The organism is Njordella aestuarii (assembly GCF_056494165.1).
Genome location: NZ_CM151397.1, coordinates 4251000 through 4270440, shown reverse-complemented (window position 1 = coordinate 4270440; position 19441 = coordinate 4251000). Strand labels below are relative to the sequence as shown.

General features: G+C 55.1%; 29 protein-coding genes and 1 other RNA gene. 13 read left to right on the top strand and 17 right to left on the bottom strand.

Annotation, left to right across the window (positions count from 1 at the left end; all coding sequences use genetic code 11):
• From SH451x_RS16885 to SH451x_RS16810, 16 genes are all read right to left on the bottom strand, one after another.
• Entirely contained in the window at positions 1–501 is a 501-nt protein-coding gene (locus tag SH451x_RS16885; protein WP_479358162.1) for a hypothetical protein, read from the bottom strand.
• A 96-nt stretch (positions 502–597) separates the two neighbouring features.
• The gene (locus tag SH451x_RS16880) at positions 598–1014 is read right to left on the bottom strand and encodes a hypothetical protein (protein ID WP_479358161.1); all 417 of its coding nucleotides are present in this window, start codon (positions 1012–1014) and stop codon (positions 598–600) included.
• A 26-nt stretch (positions 1015–1040) separates the two neighbouring features.
• Entirely contained in the window at positions 1041–1607 is a 567-nt protein-coding gene (locus SH451x_RS16875) for a hypothetical protein (protein ID WP_479358160.1), read from the bottom strand.
• Positions 1604–2032, bottom strand: a complete 429-nt coding sequence (locus SH451x_RS16870; RefSeq protein WP_146675897.1) for a hypothetical protein — start codon at positions 2030–2032, stop codon at positions 1604–1606. The genes SH451x_RS16875 and SH451x_RS16870 overlap by 4 nt, the downstream gene beginning before the upstream one ends.
• Complete coding sequence (locus tag SH451x_RS16865; protein WP_146675898.1) at positions 2029–2412, bottom strand: hypothetical protein; 384 nt, start codon at positions 2410–2412, stop codon at positions 2029–2031. The genes SH451x_RS16870 and SH451x_RS16865 overlap by 4 nt, the downstream gene beginning before the upstream one ends.
• Positions 2409–2699, bottom strand: a complete 291-nt coding sequence (locus tag SH451x_RS16860) for a hypothetical protein (protein ID WP_479358159.1) — start codon at positions 2697–2699, stop codon at positions 2409–2411. Before SH451x_RS16860 ends, SH451x_RS16865 begins: the two co-directional genes overlap by 4 nt.
• 48 nt (positions 2700–2747) lie before the next feature.
• Positions 2748–3800, bottom strand: a complete 1053-nt coding sequence (locus SH451x_RS16855; protein ID WP_479358158.1) for a hypothetical protein — start codon at positions 3798–3800, stop codon at positions 2748–2750.
• Positions 3801–3805: 5 nt separating this feature from the next.
• Positions 3806–4405, bottom strand: coding sequence for a hypothetical protein (locus tag SH451x_RS16850; RefSeq protein WP_479358157.1), 600 nt, complete (start codon positions 4403–4405; stop codon positions 3806–3808).
• Positions 4406–4524: 119 nt separating this feature from the next.
• Positions 4525–4854, bottom strand: coding sequence for a hypothetical protein (locus tag SH451x_RS16845; RefSeq protein ID WP_479358156.1), 330 nt, complete (start codon positions 4852–4854; stop codon positions 4525–4527).
• Positions 4855–5208, bottom strand: coding sequence for a DUF2190 family protein (locus SH451x_RS16840; protein ID WP_479358155.1), 354 nt, complete (start codon positions 5206–5208; stop codon positions 4855–4857).
• A 9-nt stretch (positions 5209–5217) separates the two neighbouring features.
• Positions 5218–5547 carry a DUF2190 family protein gene (locus SH451x_RS16835; RefSeq protein WP_479358154.1) on the bottom strand — a complete coding sequence of 110 codons (330 nt, stop codon included), beginning with the start codon at positions 5545–5547 and terminating at the stop codon, positions 5218–5220.
• A 75-nt stretch (positions 5548–5622) separates the two neighbouring features.
• On the bottom strand, positions 5623–7656 hold the full coding sequence (locus tag SH451x_RS16830) for a phage major capsid protein (protein WP_479358153.1): 2034 nt from the start codon (positions 7654–7656) through the stop codon (positions 5623–5625).
• Positions 7622–9106, bottom strand: a complete 1485-nt coding sequence (locus SH451x_RS16825; RefSeq protein ID WP_479358152.1) for a phage portal protein — start codon at positions 9104–9106, stop codon at positions 7622–7624. Before SH451x_RS16825 ends, SH451x_RS16830 begins: the two co-directional genes overlap by 35 nt.
• A 72-nt stretch (positions 9107–9178) precedes the next feature.
• On the bottom strand, positions 9179–9376 hold the full coding sequence (locus tag SH451x_RS16820) for a hypothetical protein (RefSeq protein ID WP_479358151.1): 198 nt from the start codon (positions 9374–9376) through the stop codon (positions 9179–9181).
• Positions 9377–9486: 110 nt separating this feature from the next.
• Positions 9487–11757: a terminase gpA endonuclease subunit gene (locus SH451x_RS16815; protein WP_479358150.1), complete on the bottom strand. Its 2271-nt coding sequence runs from the start codon at positions 11755–11757 to the stop codon at positions 9487–9489.
• On the bottom strand, positions 11747–11953 hold the full coding sequence (locus SH451x_RS16810) for a hypothetical protein (protein ID WP_479358149.1): 207 nt from the start codon (positions 11951–11953) through the stop codon (positions 11747–11749). The genes SH451x_RS16815 and SH451x_RS16810 overlap by 11 nt, the downstream gene beginning before the upstream one ends.
• Positions 11954–12227: 274 nt before the next feature.
• Between SH451x_RS16810 and SH451x_RS16805 the strand changes: the two genes are divergently transcribed.
• The 13 genes from SH451x_RS16805 to SH451x_RS16745 all read left to right on the top strand — a co-directional run bounded on the left by SH451x_RS16805 (position 12228) and on the right by SH451x_RS16745 (position 17984).
• Positions 12228–13085, top strand: coding sequence for an amidoligase family protein (locus SH451x_RS16805; protein ID WP_479358148.1), 858 nt, complete (start codon positions 12228–12230; stop codon positions 13083–13085).
• Between the two features lie 288 nt (positions 13086–13373).
• Positions 13374–13631, top strand: a complete 258-nt coding sequence (locus tag SH451x_RS16800) for a hypothetical protein (RefSeq protein WP_479358147.1) — start codon at positions 13374–13376, stop codon at positions 13629–13631.
• 291 nt (positions 13632–13922) lie between these two features.
• Positions 13923–14198, top strand: coding sequence for a hypothetical protein (locus SH451x_RS16795; protein WP_479358146.1), 276 nt, complete (start codon positions 13923–13925; stop codon positions 14196–14198).
• A gap of 108 nt (positions 14199–14306) precedes the next feature.
• Entirely contained in the window at positions 14307–14576 is a 270-nt protein-coding gene (locus SH451x_RS16790; RefSeq protein ID WP_479358145.1) for a hypothetical protein, read from the top strand.
• Positions 14577–14720: 144 nt separating this feature from the next.
• Positions 14721–14939: a hypothetical protein gene (locus SH451x_RS16785; RefSeq protein ID WP_479358144.1), complete on the top strand. Its 219-nt coding sequence runs from the start codon at positions 14721–14723 to the stop codon at positions 14937–14939.
• 279 nt (positions 14940–15218) lie between these two features.
• Positions 15219–15467 carry a hypothetical protein gene (locus SH451x_RS16780; protein WP_479358143.1) on the top strand — a complete coding sequence of 83 codons (249 nt, stop codon included), beginning with the start codon at positions 15219–15221 and terminating at the stop codon, positions 15465–15467.
• Between the two features lie 84 nt (positions 15468–15551).
• Positions 15552–15866: a DUF7678 domain-containing protein gene (locus SH451x_RS16775; RefSeq protein ID WP_479358142.1), complete on the top strand. Its 315-nt coding sequence runs from the start codon at positions 15552–15554 to the stop codon at positions 15864–15866.
• Positions 15866–15933, top strand: an RNA gene (locus SH451x_RS16770) — hammerhead ribozyme type II. Before SH451x_RS16775 ends, SH451x_RS16770 begins: the two co-directional genes overlap by 1 nt.
• 26 nt (positions 15934–15959) lie before the next feature.
• Positions 15960–16529 (top strand): winged helix-turn-helix domain-containing protein, encoded by a 570-nt coding sequence (locus SH451x_RS16765; protein ID WP_479358141.1) that lies wholly within the window; start codon positions 15960–15962, stop codon positions 16527–16529.
• Positions 16530–16532: 3 nt separating this feature from the next.
• Positions 16533–16952, top strand: coding sequence for a hypothetical protein (locus tag SH451x_RS16760; protein ID WP_479358140.1), 420 nt, complete (start codon positions 16533–16535; stop codon positions 16950–16952).
• A 243-nt stretch (positions 16953–17195) separates the two neighbouring features.
• The gene (locus SH451x_RS16755) at positions 17196–17411 is read left to right on the top strand and encodes a hypothetical protein (protein WP_479358139.1); all 216 of its coding nucleotides are present in this window, start codon (positions 17196–17198) and stop codon (positions 17409–17411) included.
• Positions 17412–17429: 18 nt separating this feature from the next.
• Positions 17430–17654 carry a DUF4314 domain-containing protein gene (locus tag SH451x_RS16750; RefSeq protein WP_479358138.1) on the top strand — a complete coding sequence of 75 codons (225 nt, stop codon included), beginning with the start codon at positions 17430–17432 and terminating at the stop codon, positions 17652–17654.
• 12 nt (positions 17655–17666) lie between these two features.
• On the top strand, positions 17667–17984 hold the full coding sequence (locus SH451x_RS16745; protein ID WP_479358137.1) for a hypothetical protein: 318 nt from the start codon (positions 17667–17669) through the stop codon (positions 17982–17984).
• 10 nt (positions 17985–17994) lie between these two features.
• On the opposite strand, the gene SH451x_RS16740 is transcribed toward SH451x_RS16745, so the two are convergent.
• Entirely contained in the window at positions 17995–19392 is a 1398-nt protein-coding gene (locus SH451x_RS16740) for a DNA modification methylase (protein ID WP_479358136.1), read from the bottom strand.
• Positions 19393–19441 lie beyond the last annotated feature (49 nt).

The following is a 19441-nucleotide window of genomic DNA, read 5'->3' as shown; positions in this document are numbered from 1 at the left end:
TTAAGGGACCTGGATCGACTCCGACGATGCCGGCGAGTCTGACGATGAGTCGCTCAATGTCGGCACAGCGAGCTTGCGTTCGAGATCTTCGACGAGCTTGTTGACCAAGTTCGGATCGTCCAGTCGCTTCTCGATCGCACTGATCCCCCGAGTCTCGATCAGCTTCTGTTTCTCGGCCGCCTTCCGCAGAAGACGGCGTCGGGACTCCGGGAAGTAATTGATCAACGCTTCGAGGAGAGCACCGGTGGCGTCGTCGATCGAGTTTCCAGCGAGCCCCTCGCCGAAGGCTTCGTCGGTGATCTGCTGCTGATCAGCTTGCGGCTTGCAAATCGCAAATAGCACATCGCCCAGGAGCAACGGATCAGTCGAGAGTCGTGTGATCAAATCACCGTCGATCGCTTCCAGCAGATGCACGCCTGTGAGAGTCTTCACGCGGCGCAGCGTCGTGTTATCGATATCCACAATCCAAATGCGACCGGCGCGGTCAACGAACTTCTGCATGTTAATAGTCCTGAGACTTGAGGCTTGAGTCTTGAGGAAGAAAGAAAAACAAATGAATCCTGACCTCAGGCCTCACGCCTCAGGTCTCATGCCTGCTTAAGGACCAGCCAAGCCCGGTCCAACATTCATGCCACCACCGCCAGTCGATTGCGTTGGTTTGAGAGTCACATCAGCCGAAATGACCTCCTCCAAGTTTTGGTTGACATTGAAGGTCATCACTTCGCAAGTCAGCGTGAGCGTTCCACCAGCGTCGCTGATGCCGACATCACATGGATCACCGCTGCTCCACAATCCTTGAAGCAAGCCGAACGCGCTATCGCCATCCTTGTTCAGCACTGTGAACTCGATGGACGCATCCTTCAGCGTTCCCACTGTGGCACGCCAGCCGTTGTTGGCGCGAGTACTGGCATCCGCTTCGGCCTTTTCAAGGCTGACGGTTAGATCCTTGACATTGGTGATCTCGACGCCGTCGACGGTGAGGACGGCTTCGAGACCAAGTCTTACTTCTGGCATCGTGAATGATTCCTTATGGCGAACGTTTACTTAACTGAGTTGGCCCAAAACATGGGGAGCCGACTCCGGTTGGCATCCAGTGCCGGCTTCATGAAGGGGCGCTTGGGGTAATGACGAGGTTTGTTGTCACTGCGGCGTTCGTTTTCTTCAGCGATCAAGCGAGTGGCTCGATTGGCTTGTGCTGCGGTTCGCAATTCGATCCGCGCAAACTTCGTCTTGTTTCCTTGCTGCTTGATTCGGATCGGACCATGTTCGCCAACTCGAAAGCGATGTGGCTTCAGCTTGCGGCGTTTGGTTGCCACGCCACCGAATTCATGCAGATTCCAAAGTCGACCCGCGATCTCATTTACAGGTCCGATGATGACTTCGGTCTTGTTATTGGTTACTTCGTAGCGAATCACTCGCCTGAGCATGCCCGTCTGGGTATTCGGTGGGCTTCCTGGCTTGGATGGATTCTTACGCTTACGAATGCTCCGACTTGCTGTTTTACGGATGGCACCGCCGGCCTCGCTGATCGATGTAAAGGTGGCAGTTTCCACCTTCTTCTTGAGCTTTCGCTTGTCGAATTGAGTTCGAACGGTGAGCCTGATCATCGCGCCAGTTCAAAGGTTAAGGTCAACAAGCTTGTAAACTGACGCAGTTGCTCCCAGTGTTCGCTGGAGTACAGCACGGCATGTTCGGCCTTGATGCAGCGAGCCGCTTGAAATGACACGAGCCGCTTCAAGCGAAACTCGTCGGCGATCTTTTCCACAAGGTCCACCAGCGGGTCGATCTCCTCATTGGTTCCCTTCGAAAACTTCTTCTGAACGGCAACATCCACACGGCAGTGGTATCGGTTGTGGGCGCGATCATGAGGCAATAACTCGACGTCGCGAGGCACAACGCTGACGCGAAGTTCCTTCATGTCTTCGAGGTCGAAGTTGGGAACGTACAAACGCTCGGCCACGAACTCGAAATCGAACTCGGCGGCATTGAGCTGGGCGGTGACGCTGTCGGCAACTTGTAGAACGGTCGTCATGAGGGATGGGATTCGATCTGTTTGGTGTGGATGCGGAGTTTCAAACGGAATGGGTCGCTGTAGCGCCAAGGTGGGTCGCCACCGAGGGCCATCACTTCAAATATGAAGGTGTGGTTGCCATCGATCTCGACGATCGTGTCACCGCGGCGTGGCAACGTTCCGATGATCGACTGGAGCAGAGATTGCGTGTCGATCAGGAAGTCGCGGACCTGGCTGCGAGTGACAATGCCCTCGCCATCGTCCTGGTCGTACATCGACTTGCCGATTGTTGCTTGGAGCGTGGCTCCAAGCTCTCCTCGGCGATATACGACCTGGCGAGACGCGTGCTGGGTGAGTTTGGAGGCAAGCCACTCCTGGCCCTTTTGAAGCATGTCTGTCATGACTCGGATTTTGCTTTCGTGTTGCCCAGCAGCTTCGAGGCCTTTGTTCGAACTTCATCGAGCCAAACCGCATCGGCGCGGCGTTGGTACTCGGAAGCAACGGCATTCGCCTCTTCGTCAAGCTGTTGCTGACGAAGCGTTGTTTGACGAACGGGCTGGGCTGGTTCTGGAGTTAAGAAAGCAACGGGCGACGCTTGCTTGAGTTGCTCTGGTTCCCGTCTCTTCACAGGAAACAGCGCAACTGCCAGCAGGACGACGACCACAATGATGGCGATGGCTAATAACATTCTTTGGTTGAACCTCATCTAGGAGAGTGGATTGGGTTAAAGCAACGCTCAGCTAATGCCGCGTTTGATCAGAATGAACACGAGCAGCACGGCTGCGATTCCAATAAGTGCGACCGTGGCGATCTCGCCGGCCGACAGCCAAAGCAGTGCGTTGCGAGTGTCTTTCGCTCCGTCGAAGAGATCGCGCACTCGATCCAGTGGCCGGCGGTCTTCGGAGGGAGGCGTTGGGCAATAGCCATCGGGACAATCCTCGGCCGACAGATACAGCGTCGGCGTGATTGCATCGTCCCAGGAGTAACCTTTGGTTTTCACTGCTCCAGTCTTCTGCGCCTCTTTGGCTTGCTTGTAGAGCGTGTATCCATGACGCAAATCCGAGTAGAGCTCGTCCGGCGTGCTCGGAATCATCGAACGACCAGCGGCGTGGATGTGCCCCCCGGTTGCATCTTGAAAGAGCACCACAGGGAACTGTTCCGCGGGCACAATGTCGGCATAGCGAGTCTTGTAGATCGCATTGGTTGCCGTGTAGACCTGGAATTCACAACTCTCCTTGAGCGCAGCTAGTTGCTTGTTCTGCGTGAACCATTCCTGCAGTCGCTGACTCGTCGCATCGGTGTTAACGAACAGGGCAATCTGGTAACTCTTCTTCGGTGGAGGGGAAGCAGGGTTTGAGACTGGCGTAACAACCAGCGGCTCTTTAGTTGGCTGCGTTGCGTCTACGAAGTTGGGCGTAGCAGGTACCGCTGGGGCCACTGTAGGCGTCACATTTGGCGTAACGACGGTCGGTTGCACGATTGTGGGCTGAACTACCACCGGCGCGGGATAGACGCGTTGTGGTAGGCAATTCGGTGGACAGTTGCGGATCTGTTGCTTGATCTCTCCCTGAGCCTGCAAGTTCACCGACTGCGGCTCTTGCAACTTCTCGATCGTTCCAACACTTGGCGAAGTGGGTCGATAGTTTGGTACCGTCCAGCTCTGCTCGGGCTGTGGTTGCGCCGGCTTGTTATGCAAAGCCGTGAATACAACACCGAGGAGAATCGCGTGGACAATTGCCACCACGATCAGGCCTAAACTTAAGCGAATTCGAACGGAATCGTTGATCATGGTGATTACAGAACCTCATAACTTTGGTAAGGCAGTGAACTGCTTGGATCATTGAGAACGGTTAGGGCAAAGCCTCCGTAGCCTGCCCACAAGCGGATGAATTGTTCACGAGGCGTGAGTTCGAATCGCCCCGGATAGTTGTTGTCGAGGATCGCTGCGTATTGCTTCCCATCACGCTCGATCCAACCGACGAACGTGCAGCAATGCGCCGGCTTCCACCAGAGGATCGCACCTCGCCTAGTTGCACTGGCCCAATCGAGGAAGCGAGGATCAGCCTTGAGCGTGTAGCTGTAATCGATGCCGGCAGCATCCAAGCGATCGCGCAGGCGTGAGTCCCACTCGCCGTCGGCATAAGTCGTTCGCCAGCGTTCGCCAAGCTCGAATCTATTAAGCCAACGGAGATGGTTCACGAGCGAGGCGTGAACGCAACTACCTTGACCAAGAGAACCCGTCCAATTGCGCTGATGCAATTGCACTGGTAAATTGGCTGGCGGTTGCTCTGGCTCAGGTGTTGGTAAGGCACGAACGTTGACGATGCCCGAATCGCAGCCAGCCAATACGAGCAGCATCAATACACAGGCTGAAATCAACTGTTTATGAATCATCTTGAGCTCGTTTCTGAAACTATTGATGGTGACGACTAACGCTGGACCGCAAACGCAAGGATCGTTTGGAGAGCCGAGGCCCAACTCGTGCCCCTGGTGCGGGCCAGCGGTAGTCGTCGCTAACTCTTGAATACCACCCACAATCGCGAGTTCGTTTGAGGTGTTGCCGCAACGAATCGAATTGGCAGCCCACACATGGCCTTCATCGTGACGTAGCGTGGGTTGGCCGGATCAAACAAGTCGGTTTCATAACTGGCGAGTTGAACGTTATCGCCATTAGGTAAACGACCTTCGATGATCCATGCCGATGGAACTGACTGGCTTGCCACGCAAAAGCAACTTCGGAACTCGCCCACCGAGAGCCATTGGCTGACTAGACCATTGGCCATCCGCAAGGACTGCGTTGCGCGAGCTCGATCGATAGTTACTTTTGCAATTGATGCCATCATCTATTGACTCAAACGTAAACGGACTGTGAGTGTGCCTGGCGGCGCGGCTTCTATGGCTTTGCCGATCATCGAATGGGCGTAAGCGTTCTTGACCACATGCCAGCTGATCTGCGACCAATAAAGGATCGTCCCAGCGGGAATGTTTGTGGTTGGATCTTTCACGACGTCAAAGACGCCGCGAACCGTGATGCTGCCTCGTGAGCCCGCACTAATTCCAAACTTGGCGATGCCCACAAGCTTTCCCACGACGACGATCGAACCCGCAGGCACATCAACCTCAGGTACGAAGTCGACAGTCGTGCCGTCAGCAACGTGGATCGCTCCAATGTTTATGATTTGTGCGTTGTTGCTCACGGTGTCTCATCACTGGCTCAGGCGAACGCGGACAAAGGAATCAGTGGCGGCAGCATCAGTCACGACTTTGCCGAGGTACTTGGTGCCAACATCGTCAGCGACGACGCTGCCATCCTCGTCAACGTAGACTTTGGTGCCAGCTTCGAACTCGACAGCCAGAGCGGGGTCTTTGGGAATATCAAAGACACCTTCCACAGCGATCGAGCCGAGCGAGCCGGCCTTGATGTCGCGTTTGGTGATCCCCACTAGATCGCCTTGGATCACGATTGATCCAACCGCGACATCAACGGTGGGACTGAAATCGACGGCCTTACCGTCATGAACGAATTGAGCTTGCATGGGAGTTCCGATTATGGAGTTTTGGAAAATAAGATCGGTCTGATCCGTCAGATAAGACCGATCCGACTGATCTAACTACTCGCCAGTGACCTTCACAGCAGCGCGTGGGTCTTGCGAGTTCACGCCGAAGTCGATGTAGGAGCGGAAGCCCATGCCAAGGGTGTTGGCCGGCATTTCAACGCGCTCGATAACCGGCGTGCGTCGACCGTTAAGGAACACGATCTCAAACGCAGGCAGTACATTTGGATTGGCGAACAGATACCAAGCCGAGCCGCTGGCTCCCTGGTAGTAACTGTCCGACAAGTGCGGCGTTGAAATGACGCGATACTTGTTTCGGTGAGGGTTGTCGACCGGAATCTTGGTCGGCGTTCCTTGGGCATCGATCATCAATTGCGCAGAGCCCATGAGCAGTTCCGCATCAGTTTCAATCTCGACGGGAACGACCAAGAACTCAGGACGAATGTTGATCGGCTTTTGGTCCTTGGCTTTGTTGCTCGGTCCTGCCTTCTGTTTGCGGAAGGTGGTCTTGGCAACGGTGAGCGACTCGGGACCGAACTTGGTTTCGGGGCCTTGCAGCAAGTTGGCGTTAGCCGAGGAGAAGAACCCGGTGTTCTTGAGGAGCAACGTAAAGAACAGGTCGTCGATCGACTCGGCTCCGCTGCGACCCATTTGACGCGGGATGTCCATGAATGCGTTGAGGTCATCGTTGATGATGTCGTGGCGCGTCAACGCAAGGATCTGGCCATAAGTATCAGCCTTGTTGCTGTACTTTTGGTCGGAAAGCTTGCCATGCTTGAGCTCACCATCCGGCGCGACTTTTTCAAACCCGCCGGTACCAAGCAATCGATAGCGAGCGATTTCCTTGAAGTCGCTCACAGTACCGATGCTGCACAAATCAAACGCAGCAATCGGTGTAGACTCATAGGCAGACAGGAGCGTCTTGTTCATGACGTTCTCGAGGATGCCAGGAAGCGACATCGTCGAGAAGCCGGCGCGAATCGTTGCCGTTCCATCGCCGAAGACGCGAGGAACATCGAAGCCTTCGAGCCGTGCACACTCGGCGACGAGCTCACGCAAGCCAATGTGCCGAAGCGGATCGGCAGCGTTGAGCGTTCGCTCCCCGTAGGCCTTGAGCAACTTGGTTTCGTCGAGTCCTACCGATAAGCAGCAAGCTGCCTCGAGGACTTCGCGTCGGTACATCGGTTGGCTTGCCTGTTGGTCAGGGGCCTTGGGTCGTTCGATTCGCAGCACTGCCAACTCCGTTTTGGTAACGCTCCAGCCTTCTTCAAGGGCGCGAGCTTCGATCTCGGGATGCTTGCCAGCACACACTTTGCGAATACCAGCGATACGCTTGGATTCAGCAGCGGCTTCGATACGCATCTTGGAAACGACTCCACTCGTGACAGGACGCTTGGGCTTGCTGCCCATATCCAAGCTGGCGTTCACCGGGTCGAGCTCCGAATCATCGGACTCGGTGGTGTCGTCATCCGACTCTTCGGTGTCGAGATCCTCGTCATCGCCAGACTGGCCAGCTGCGATCCGAGCCTCGGTGTCGTCGTCGGCACCAAGGGCCACGAACGAGACTTCACCCAGCGTTGACTTGCGAGCGATGTACACAGGGCCTTTGAACTCGCGACTATTGGCGGTTGCTGTCTTGCCTTCAGGAATGAAGACAACCTTGTCGGCATTTGCACCGAGCGAGGCTTGCCAAGGGAAGCCGTTCTCGCTGGTAGCGATGACTTCCTGAGCGGTGTTGCCCACGCCCGAGATCACACCAGCAACTTCGAGCCGCGAATCGCCGACCATGATGTCATCGGTATGACCAACGATACTGGCACGATCATGGTCCTTGAGGATTGGGCGCGACTTGCGAGTCACTCGCATGCCTGCCAAGTCCACAACGACAGGGTACGGCCAGCCACCAAGGCGCATTGCGCCACCGGTGTAAGCGACCATTGAGAACTTTCGCAACGCCGGCTTGCCTTCTTCGGCAGCCTCAGCGGCTTGTAAATTGATCGAACTGGCATCGTCACAAACGATTCGCAGCGAGCTTGGTACCGACTCAGCGTCTACCTCACTCTGCTTGTTCGACTGCAATGTCTTCGTCATCCGTTACATCTCCTGGAGAAAGTGAAGTTGAATCGGTCGAGAGTCCGAGCTCACGCATGAGCGAGATCTCTTTCGCGCGTTGTTTAAGTTCCGCCTCCCAATCACGCCCCTGCCTCGCGTATTCATGGGCCAGAGTTGTCGTATGATTGGCGAGGCGGATTTTCTGGGCATTGGCTTCTTTGGCTGGGTCGACATGCTCATGTCCGTCCCAGAACCATTGATGCTCGAACGACGAGTCGAGAGTGCGAAGCGAGTTAGGCAGATAGCCTTCGATGAGAATCGCTTCGCGCAGCCATGCGTACAGAATGCGATCCAGAATGGTGCGAGCCATTTGGGACTGCTCGACACGGATCGACTTGAAGTAGGTTTGGTGGTCGAGTCGCCCGGAGGCGTAGTTGTAACCCGACGAATTACCAGCAGCGACATTGAACGGCATGTTCAAACAACGCGCGATTTCGTTGAGAATCTCGCGTTTAAACTCGGCGTATGTCGTGGCTGGCTGCTCAGCGTGCATCTGAGCCATCTTCCAACCGCCTGGCATCGTTAGGAGCGCTCGCTTCTCCAGTTCGATTGGCTCGAACGGTTCAGCCGCATCGGCTTCGCCACCCGCCGGCGCATCGGTGTAAAGAATCCCTGCGAAATCAGCCGCTGTTTCAGCAGCCGCCAATACAGCCAAAGTGAATCGTCGCAGTTGTGCAAACAGTGGCAGTGCCGGCGTGATGTCGGGAATACCACGGATCTGGCCAGGCCGATCGCTGCGGAAGAAATGGAGGATGGAACTTGCATCGATGGTGTCATAGTTTTCGGTCAACGAGAACGCATCATCACCTGGATGTTCTCGAAGAACATCGTATGAGATCGGATTACCGTGCTCATCAAAGCGAATGCCATCGAGGTAACGATTACTGTCGAGAGCCAAGATGGGTGACGTGACCTGTTCAGCTTCGACGAGCTTCAGATCGAGTTGAACCGGTGAATCGATTCTTGGGTTACTAGTTAACAAGCCAAACGATTCACCGTCCGATACGCGAGCCAGCCGCATCGTGCGTAGTTTTTCTGCCAGACCAGTTGCATCGGCCCAAGCAAAGAACTCTTGCTCAACAAATCGGTTGGCGAATGCATCCGTAGTCAGCATCTGCAATCGAGGTCCGGTACCAACACAGTCGTTGGCCAGAGTCAGCGAAATGCCTCGGGCGTAAGAGTTGTTGGCGATCTCGTATCGCGAACGATTGCGTAGCGTGCGGCGCACTTCAGGGCTATTGGCCGCGCTGGCCGATAGTCCGTCAGCGGCCGCCCAGTGGCGAACGTTGTCGACCGTGGTGGTCGCAGCGTCGTAGCGCCCCAGCAATCTCACCAACGACCAGGGGTGTCGGGCCGAGCGTCCACGGACGAGCGATCGATCTTTGCGATCGCCGTTCTTGCTCAGAATCCCTGACAACAACTTAAACATCCGTGACTCAATCCCTACTGTTAAACCCGACACCCCTGCCTATAGAAACAAGCTCGATCAGTTGCGAACCAATTAGTCCGCCCCTGGTGGCACGAGCTTGTTAAATCGAAGGCCACGCTTCTTTTGGGAGGCGGCTGCCTTGGATGCCAGATACTTGTCAGCAGCGATCTGCTCGGTCAGCTTATGCTGCTCGACGCTACCGGCATCTCCCGATGCCTTAGCAGGTGCTTTCGCACTCTCGCGAATCGTTTCTTGCAAGCTGTCAGACATACATGCGGCCTACTTGAGAATGAAGAAGTGGTCTTCTATCTGTAGGAATACCCGGTACCCATGTAGATTGACGGAAAAGCGAGAATATTTTTTAGATCAAATCTTTCGGACTACTGGTTCCGCCGACGCTTCTGCATCTCAGAAAAGCTCATCCGCTCCTTACGGATCTCGGCCGTGCCTTCGATACCTGGAAGAATCACGCCTTGCATTGACGCCGCGACCGCAGAACCTACCAAACAGTCAAACCAGTGGTTGTCGGGCTGCTCGGGTCGCTGCTTCCATTCGTCGACGCTCCGGCCGCGGGCCTCTGTCTTGACGAAGTACTCCGAGGTTAGATGCTCGGCGAGCATACGATGGGTTTCGGCGTTGGTGCCAAAGAGCGAAAGGCAACCGCGATCGCCCATCGCGACTTGCAGACGAGCGTTGATAAACGACTTCCACCAGTTCGTATCGTAGACCACGTGGCGGATGGCCCGCTTACCGGCGACGTTGGGGATACGCCAGTTGAGCCCTACGCGATCACCTGGCCGGCGACGATATTCGCTAAACGGCAAGCTCGATGCGCCCACGAAGCGACCGTGGCTGGGGATGATCACAGCGGCGTGCTTTGACTGCCGGCAGAACTGGTAGACCACATCGGTTGATTGGCCCCAGTTGGCGTCGATCAAACACCGTCCAATACGCATCGCTGCGCCATCGTCTCGTTGCCACTCGCGATCGAGTAGTTTTGAAGTCAGCGATTCGAGGCCTGCGTAGATCGATCCTTCGAGTCCGCTTCCAGTCGCTTCGGAGCTCAGTGTCTGGCGAGCCTCGCGCAGCGTAAAGTAGGGACGCTGCTGGTCGGGGTAGCAACCATAGTCGATTACATAACCCGTGTAATCGTCCTCCCAAGCGGTGACCACATAGAACAGGAGCTTTTGCTGGACGTCAATGAATGCGGTGAGATGGTTGGCACCGATCGATACCAAACCACGATCCATGCGATTGATCTTGCTCGCGACCTCTTCGGGCTTGAGCATCCCATCGACAACCGTCTCCGCCGGCAATGGTTGGTTTTGATACTCGGCAAAGAATGCAGCTTCGTCCTGTAGCTTCAAGTTCATCGCGTGTTGGATGGCCGAAAGCTCGTCGTAGTTGAACCGCTCTTGCCAGGCTATAACCGCACCTTCGTCCATCGCGGCTTGGTTCTGCCGATAGAACTCGGTGGCCGCTTCCCCACCATCACCACCACGCATTCCTTCGGCGCGGATCTCGGCATAACGCTCCCAGAGCAATTCATTCTTGGGGAAAGCATAAACCATCTTGGTGCGCTCACCATTCCACTCCGGATGGCGATTGCGATCAAGTATATTATCGGCCATGTCGCTTGGACGTATTACCGTGCAGGGCATGATCCCAGAGATCTTATTGCCGGGTCCTGCTAAACCAAGAACCGCACCGGCGAGTATGCTCTCGCGATTCGCGCATTGCGAAAGTGACCGAGCGCTCTCATCCGTTTGCGGGTCATCGAGTACCACAAGACTTGGACGAACTGTTCTACCATCGGGACGCTTGAATTTCATACCTCGGATGCGACCGGTAAGGCCGGCGACCTTGATGATCGCACCGCTGGCACTGCTACCATCGATCGTTGGTAGAACGACCTCTTTAGCAGTCCAACCGATCTGCGTGCGTTTGCCTTTGTAGAGCTGGCCATTGGCCCGATTCGAGATTCCATCTAGGGCTTGAATCGGAAAGCAGACCTCGGGAAAGTCAGCCAAGAGCAACTCGTTGCTATCGAGTTCGGTTTTGATCGAGTCGAGCATGTCACACGCATGCCCCTCATCGCTTCCGATCAAACAAACAAAGTTGCGATGCCCATACAGCACTGCCCAAATGCATGCGACTTCCGCAATCGAACTCTTGCCACTACCGCGTGCCATCGCTAGTGCAAATAAACCTCCATGCACAACCGCTTGCTCGATCTTGTTGATGACCTTGATATGGTCCGGCGACCAGGCGAGATGAAACGTCAAAGGGAAGTACGTTTCACAAAAATATCGGAAGTCACGCGACGCGCGATCTTTACGATCTGGGTTATCGACCTCTGGTAGTTCACCAATGTCGCGGCCGGCAAGTGCGAGCGCTGCATTTCTCGCACGCGCTCGTTCCTTCATCGCATCATATGGATCGACACCGTTTGTCGTGCGAGGCGTATGTCGTACGACATGCATCCATGCACAATAGCGAAGCAAGTCAACGGTCTTGTTGTCGCCGATGCGTGCGCCGGCGCGTTGACGATGCCGATAGAGTTGTCGTTCGCTGATCACCTCTCCTAGCGGCGTCGAGTTGAGTAGTCGACATAGCTCGCTTGGTTTTAGTTTCCTTGGATCACTCGCCACGTCCCATCTCCTTTGCTTGCCATGCGCTGTAGTGCACGAGGTTGATCGTTCCATCAACGTTCACCGGCGCACCGTCTTGTAGGTCTAGTCGGATCTTCTCTGGCTCGATGCGTTCTCGGAAAGCAGCTGACAACAACTTCGCTGCTTGCTCTACCGAAAGCCTCGTCGGATCTACCTGGTTGTTTCCGTCACTCATCGCATTCCTCCATGGTTTGGCATCTCGAAACGTGGGGCGACCGTTCGCGCACGGTCGCGTTTTAGCCGCATGTTCGCCTCGTTATGCGAAGCATGTTTGGACGCGACCGTGGCCTAATGTTGGGGCACCGGTGGCGTCCCAGGAAACATGCAGAATTACTGAAAAAACATGCAGGAATCGGCTGGATGTTCCTCGAAACGCATGGCTCATGTGTGTCATCGCGACGCAGAAATCGCGACGCAAAACACACCTCGAACCACAAAGGAACAGAACGATGAACGCAAACGAAATCGCCTTCGGAATTGAATTCGAAACCACCCTCCCAAGCACCGACAACACACCGATCGGACCTTACCACAGCGGATATCAAGTACCTTGGCTGCCAACCGGATGGAAAGCAGAACGCGATGGAAGCATCCGACCCGAGAACACCTCTCGCAAAGGATGCGAATTTGTAAGCCCAATACTCAAAGGGGCTGAAGGCGTACGCCAGATCGAGAACGCGATCGACCAGATCAACGCTCGCGGGGGCCGAGTAAATTCCAGCTGCGGACTGCACATAACGGTTAGCTGGAACGGAGACGCAGCCGCCTTGGCAAGATTGATCTCCTTGGTCGGCAACCACGAACGAGCGATCTACGCTTCGACCGGAACCCGCAAACGCGAACAGATGATGTACGCCAAGCGAATCAAACAATACGGCAACAAAGACAACGCCAAGAGCCGATGCGAATCGGATCGCTACCACCTGCTGAACCTCACCCACCTGACCCGCGGCAAGAACCGAATCGAATTCAGAGCCTTCGGCGGAACGCTCAACAAGACCAAGGTGGTCGGATACCTGATGATGGTTTTGGGTTTGGTTGAACTCGCCCTCAATACCAAACGCTGCAGCGAATGGGACTACATCAAGAAGGAAGGTACCAAGAGCTGCTGGGATCGCCCTGGTGCCGGCCTTGGCGAGACCGAACTCAATCGATTGTTCTACCGACTCGGATGGACCAAGGGTTGGTACAAGGGTGCCCTTCGCGACAAGGTCTACGGAGAGATCGCCTGCGAAACCAAACCGGAATGGAAAACGATCAAAACCAAGCTCCTCGACCTCGCCCGCAAATACGACCGCGCGGCATAGACCACAACCAAACGAAACGCCGAACACGGAGGTTCGGCTTTCACACGTTTGGCAACGTGGGGCCAATTTTACGTCACCGTGGGGTCGAATCGTGTATGTCACTAATAGTGGCCAAGCCCGAATCGCAACGCGACGCGACGCGTTTTGTGCGAACTGACGGGTTCCAAAGAAACATTCAAATTCCTGTTGGAATCCGCGAAGGCTTGGCTTGAGCTTTCGCCAACCGCATGGCTCATGTGTGTCATCGCGTGAACGATTCAAACCTATTTCCGAAACGGAGACACAAACATGACCAACGCAAACAACCCACACGCAGCCACCGACGCAACCCTTCGCCAAATCTTCAAGACGATGGATGCACACCAAGCCCAAGAGATCCGCGAAGCCTACTACAAGGCGATCGAGGGTTTGATGACCTTGTCGGAAGCCCTCGAGATCGCCGACGCACAACAAACGCCCAGCGCCGGCCCGCTTCTCACCGAACACTTCAACGCGGTCCAAGCCCTGGACGCGATGAAGAACAGCCGCCTCGGAAAGATCCTCTAAACCACAGACCAGCGGAATGCCACGGACGCCGCGAACGGAAGCGCGGCGTTCTTCCGCTTGGTCGCGACACTCCCCCTCAGTCGCGTTCTTCTTAGCACCTTCTACCAAGTACCCAACATTCAAAACATCGCAACACGGGCCAACGTCGGGGCCCGTAGGGCCTCCCGGGAAACATGGAAGATCATGGGAAAAAGCTGCTGAAATCGGCTTGCTGTCGGTTGAACCGCATGGCTCATGTGTGTCATCGCCTAGCGACCAACAGCTTTCACCACGCAAGAGGAGAACAAACCGATGTCCCGAACCAACGCCAGACACACTGCAATCAGAACCGCCTTCAAACAAATGCCTCGCGCTACCGCGCTGGACATCTGCGACGACTATCGCGAAGTGGTCACACGGTTGACGCGACAGGCCGACAACTTGGCGGGCGCGTTCGTGGTAGCGAGCGGAGATTCGGCCCGCGCTCTCGAAGCAGAACTCCGCATGTTTGAAGAAGCTATCGAGGTCCTTTCCGGCAGTATGTTGCCCGAAGCGATCGAAGAATGTTTGCCTTCCAAAGAATGCTGAAAAAACCTGCTGAAAACATTGAAAGGACGTCTTGAGGTTATCCGAACCGCATGGCTCATGTGTGTTATCGCATAACCAATTTTCATTCACCCAAACGGAGAACCAAACATGAATCTCGACACCCTGATCGAAATCCTCAACGACTTTCGCGAAGAGTTCGGAGGCGACGCCGAAGTGCGGCTGATGACCCAGCAGAACTGGCCTTTCGAGAACCGCATCTGCGGCGTGACCAGCGGCCGCGACATGAACGAAGCGGACGACGATGACGAGCGCGACGACGACCAAGACGTCGCCGACGAGAACATCGTCTACATCGTCGAAGGTGGCCAGATCTGCTATGGCAGCAAACGAGCCTGGGAAACGTGTCGCGACAGTTGATTGCGACACGCCGATGCGCCGGGGGAAAGAATCTGGAAAACCTTCAGAATCTTTTCCCCTTCGGCTTGATGCGGTTTGAACCGCATGGCTCATGTGTGTCATCGCATATGCGATTTCAGATTCGAACCCCAAAGGAAAACCACGATGGCCGATCACACACATCAGCAGTACGACACCTACACCAACAACTACGCACAGGTCCACGAGCAACTCGCGTTGCTCCAACAACACCTCGCTGCGTTCCCAGATCCCTTCGCGGACGACTTCGAGTTTGACCACGAGAAGACTATCGAATTGCGAGACCTTGGAATCGCACTGGAGGGGATCAAGGAGATGTTCAAGATCGTCGGCGAGGAAGGTTAAACAGAGACGGAAGACGCCGCGAATGGACTCGCGGCGTTGGGTGGCGAACACAACGCGACATTCGCACCGTGTCGCATTCTTTCTGCCGCTTACGCCCAACGATGCAACATGCCATCGAACGCGACAAATACGAACGTGGGCCAAACTGTGCGATTCAAAGAAACATCGCAAAAGACTGGAAAAAGCTGCTGAAATCGGCTTGATGCCGTTCAAACCGCATGGCTCATGTGTGTGCATACCAAACGCGGTTTCAAACCAACCCAACACCGGAGAGACACGATGCCAACCATGACCAACCGACCACGCCTGACCTCGGCCCAGTTCCTCGGAGCGCACCGACGAGCGCTGGAGACGATCAGCGACCTGTACGCAGCGATCGAAGAGATGCCGATTCTCGCCGCTGCCGAACCGTCGACCATGAAACATTTTTTTGACGAACTGGCTGACGTGCAGGCCACAGCTGCCAAGCTCGCCCAACATTTCCGCACGCAGGTATGCACCGAAGAAAAGATTTCGAATTCCTTTTGAATCCGGCTTGATGCGGTTCAAACCGCATGGCTCATGTGTGTTAACGCGAAAACGATTCACCAACCAAAAAACGGAGACCAGCAGATGACCCAACACGACCTCGACCTGACTATCACCAAGATCAGCAATCGCAACCGCGGCACTGGCGGATCTTGGGTGCAAGGCAAGATCAACGACGAATACCGCTTCGATGCTTTGGTCTTCACAGAACACGCAGAACATGAATCGTACGAATTGAATCAAAGCAAGATTTCGAAGCTTTGGGTTCAACGCCTGACCGACCGCAAAGTGATGTTCAACTTCGATCGCGGGTTGGATGTGCCGGCGGTCGATACGGAGGTGCAGGTGATAGTCGACTTTCTCTGCGAGGGATTGTCGGACTTGGTCTTTGGTCAATAAGCCGAAACGCAGCACGGACGCGCGTAGTCGATCGGTGGTTCGATCGGCCTGACGATGGCAGCCAACCACGAACACAGATTTGGAGTTACGAAGATGAAGAAGGCAGAAGTAAAGATTGGTGGCAAGTACTACGCGAACGTTTCGGGCAACCGATGCGAGATTCAAATCGATGCTGAGAAGCCTCGTGGCGGCTGGGACGCGACTAACCTTGCAACAGGCAAGAAGATTGTGATTAAGAGCGCTCAACGCCTTCAGGGCGAAGTGGGTGCAAAGCGCGGACGCGCGAAGGTTTCCACCGAAGGTAACGTAACGGTGGTTGAGAACGAACCAGCTACCGTCGAAACGATCGGAGGCGAAACGTCCACAGCGGTTGCGGTCCTCAAGAAACCACGCAAAGCAAAGGCGGCATCCACCGAGACGGCCGACGCCGGCGAAAAGCGATTGAGCTGCGTCACAGCGGCTTTGAAGGTCCTCAGCGAATCGAGCGAGCCGATGAATGCTCAGGAGCTGATCACCGCGATGGAAGCAAAGGGCTACTGGACCAGTCCCGGCGGCAAGACTCCCCACGCGACCTTGTACAGTGCGATCCTTCGCGACTTGGCCAAGGGCGACGATAGCAAGTTCGTGAAGACCGAGCGCGGCCGATTTACCGTGCGAGGTTAGACCATGCGATCGAAGGATGTTCGAATTGGCGAGCGGTATGTCGCTTGCCATTGCGGTAAGACAATCATCGTTAAGGTCGAATCGATTTTTCAACCGTCGAAGGCCGGCGAGACCACACATGTCATCGCTATCAATCAGGCGACCGGCCAACGCGTCTCCTTTCGCAGTACGCTTGGTATCATGCGTCCGGCAGGTCCCTACATCAACGAGGTAAAGATCACATCGGATTTGTACATCGATCACATCGCCGTACCAGAACCTGGAGTTCGATATTGGCTTCGACGCATCGATGAACCCGAGTTTTTCGCAGATGTTGATTATGTGACTCGCCGAGGCAACCTGCTGTATGCACGGACAAGCGAACTGAAAGAGTATCCAATCACCGGAGAAGGAGCCTGCGTCTTGGTTCCCGTTCGCGACTAGACTCACCACTGATTCCCAACCAATCGCCCCACGTTCAAATCGTGTGGGCGTTTTCTCGTTGATGCGAACATAACCCCAGCACGTAACACAACGCGACACGTCGCGAAATCGCGGTTCGCCGGCGCAGCCACATGTTTGGAAGAAATTCGCAAAACATGCTCGCATGTTGGCTTGATGTTTTTGCGATTCGCTGGCTGACTGTTGAGGATCGTCTTTCGTTTCTCCAACAACCAGGAACCAACCATGGCCAAACCCACCCTTGAGCCGGCAGCTCCCTACGAGAACCTGCACCTCGTTGCCCGCGACTACCTCGATCGACTGCGTCAATCGCTCGACGCTTTGCAACAACCCGATGACCCAACGCTGCGGTGGCGGAACGTTCACACGATGGCCCAGGTCAACGCACGCCTGGCTCAAGCCGGCGAGCTGCTCGACAAACTCAACGCTACCACCAAATGAAACAAGGAACCAATAACTATGCAGACACGATTGAAGAAAGACGATCGCATCCGCTTGGTGTCGATGCCGCAAGATCCAGACCCGATCCCGGTTGGATCGCTGGGGACTGTGGTTGAAGTCCATGAACACCGCGATTGGACACAGGTCGATGTCAACTGGGACAACGGCCGCTCGCTCATGCTGACGATGCCCGACGATTGCGTCGCCATCGTCGAACCCAACCATCACGAACCATCGAAGTAAGGAAACCAACCTATGTCCACAAGAGCAACGATTGCCTGCAAGCAAGAAGACGGTCGCTACGCAGCGATCTATCTTCACTTCGACGGCTACCACGACCATGCCGGCAGAGTCCTCAAAGAACATTACACATCGATCGAGTCGGCACGAACGTTGGTCGTTGGCGGCGACATTCGTTCGCTTGCTAACGACGGAACGCCAGAACGATTCACCGACGGCAACCGCGCGGTTGTCATGCCCACTCGCGCAGCCTTGCATGAATTCGCCAGGAACTGCGGAGCGGAGTACATCTATGTCTTTGAAGACGAGGCTTGGCATAGTCATAAGTTTTGATCGCGACCTCCTATCGCATGTTCTGTTCACGAGGCTGCATTGGAATCGGAGATTCGCCGGTCCGTTCCAAGATGGCCTTGTTACCAGAAAACCTTTGGTACCTATCAACGATTACGTCACAATAAAGTGTGTCGAGTTCCATCAAGAACGAATTGCGACCACATTGCTCGGCACCGATCATCGTCGAGCCACTACCGCCGAAGAGGTCGAGCACGTTCTCACCTTGCACCGACGAGTACTGCATCGCGCGAACTGCGAGCTCCGCTGGCTTCTGAGTCAAATGTGACATTGACTGCGGATTGATTTTCTTCACCTGCCATAGGTCTGTCGCATTCTTGGGACCGTAGTACTTGTGACCAGCTCCTTCCTTCCATCCATAGAACGCCCATTCGTGAGCACCCATAAAATCCTTGCGTGTTAGGACCGGATGCTGTTTGTCCCAGATTATGGACTGCGAGAAGTACAACCCATGCTTCTTCAGCACTGGCGGATAGTTGCCGCAATTGGCGTAACCACCCCAGATGTAGAAGCAGCGACCTGGTAGCAAGACGCGTGCAATGTTTCCGAACCAATCGTCAAGCAACTGATCGAAGGCCTCGTCGCTAACGAAGTCGTTTGCCAACGGACGATCTTTCGCACGAAGCTTTTTGTGCGTCGCCGCATGCTTCGGTTTGCCAGTCTCATGATCAACACCAAACGACGCAGCATTCCCTTGGCCACCCTTTAGTCTCGAAGCCGCACCGTCGTTCGTGAACGACGAGAGGCCGGCAGCGATCGCGTTGTTCGATCGCGGTTCAACCTTCACGTTGTAAGGCGGATCTGTGTTGACTAGGTGGATGGCAGCGCCGGCCAACAAACGATCCAGATCTGCCGGCGATGAGCTGTTGCCACAGAGCAACCGATGGTTACCGAGGATCCAAAGATCACCAGGTTGAGTGACCGCTTCGTCTGGCGGCTCGGGAATGTCATCCGGATCAGTCAAACCTTCGTTGACGCCGGTATCCATGAGCTTCGCAAGCTCCTCAGCGTTGAATCCGAGCAGCCCGAGATCGTAGTTCGCTTCCTGCAATGCCGACAATTCGATCGGCAAAAGGTCGTAATTCCATTCCGCGATCTCTGCGGTCTTGTTGTCGGCGATGCGATACGCACGAACCTGCTCGGGTGTTAGATGTGAAGCGACCACGACGGGGACGCGTTCAAGTCCAAGCTTCTGCGCGGCCTTCAAACGCGTATGGCCGACGATGATGACGCTGTCGCTGTCGACAACGATCGGCTGCGAAAATCCAAATTCCTTGATCGAAGCTGCGACCGCGTCGACGGCTTTGTCGTTGTTGCGAGGGTTGTTTTCGTAGGGACGAACGCGATCAAGCGTCCACATTTCAATCTGCAATGCATTGATGGTTGACATACTGGTATTCCTTCCTTGATGGACTCGTGTTGGTAATAGATCTCTGATC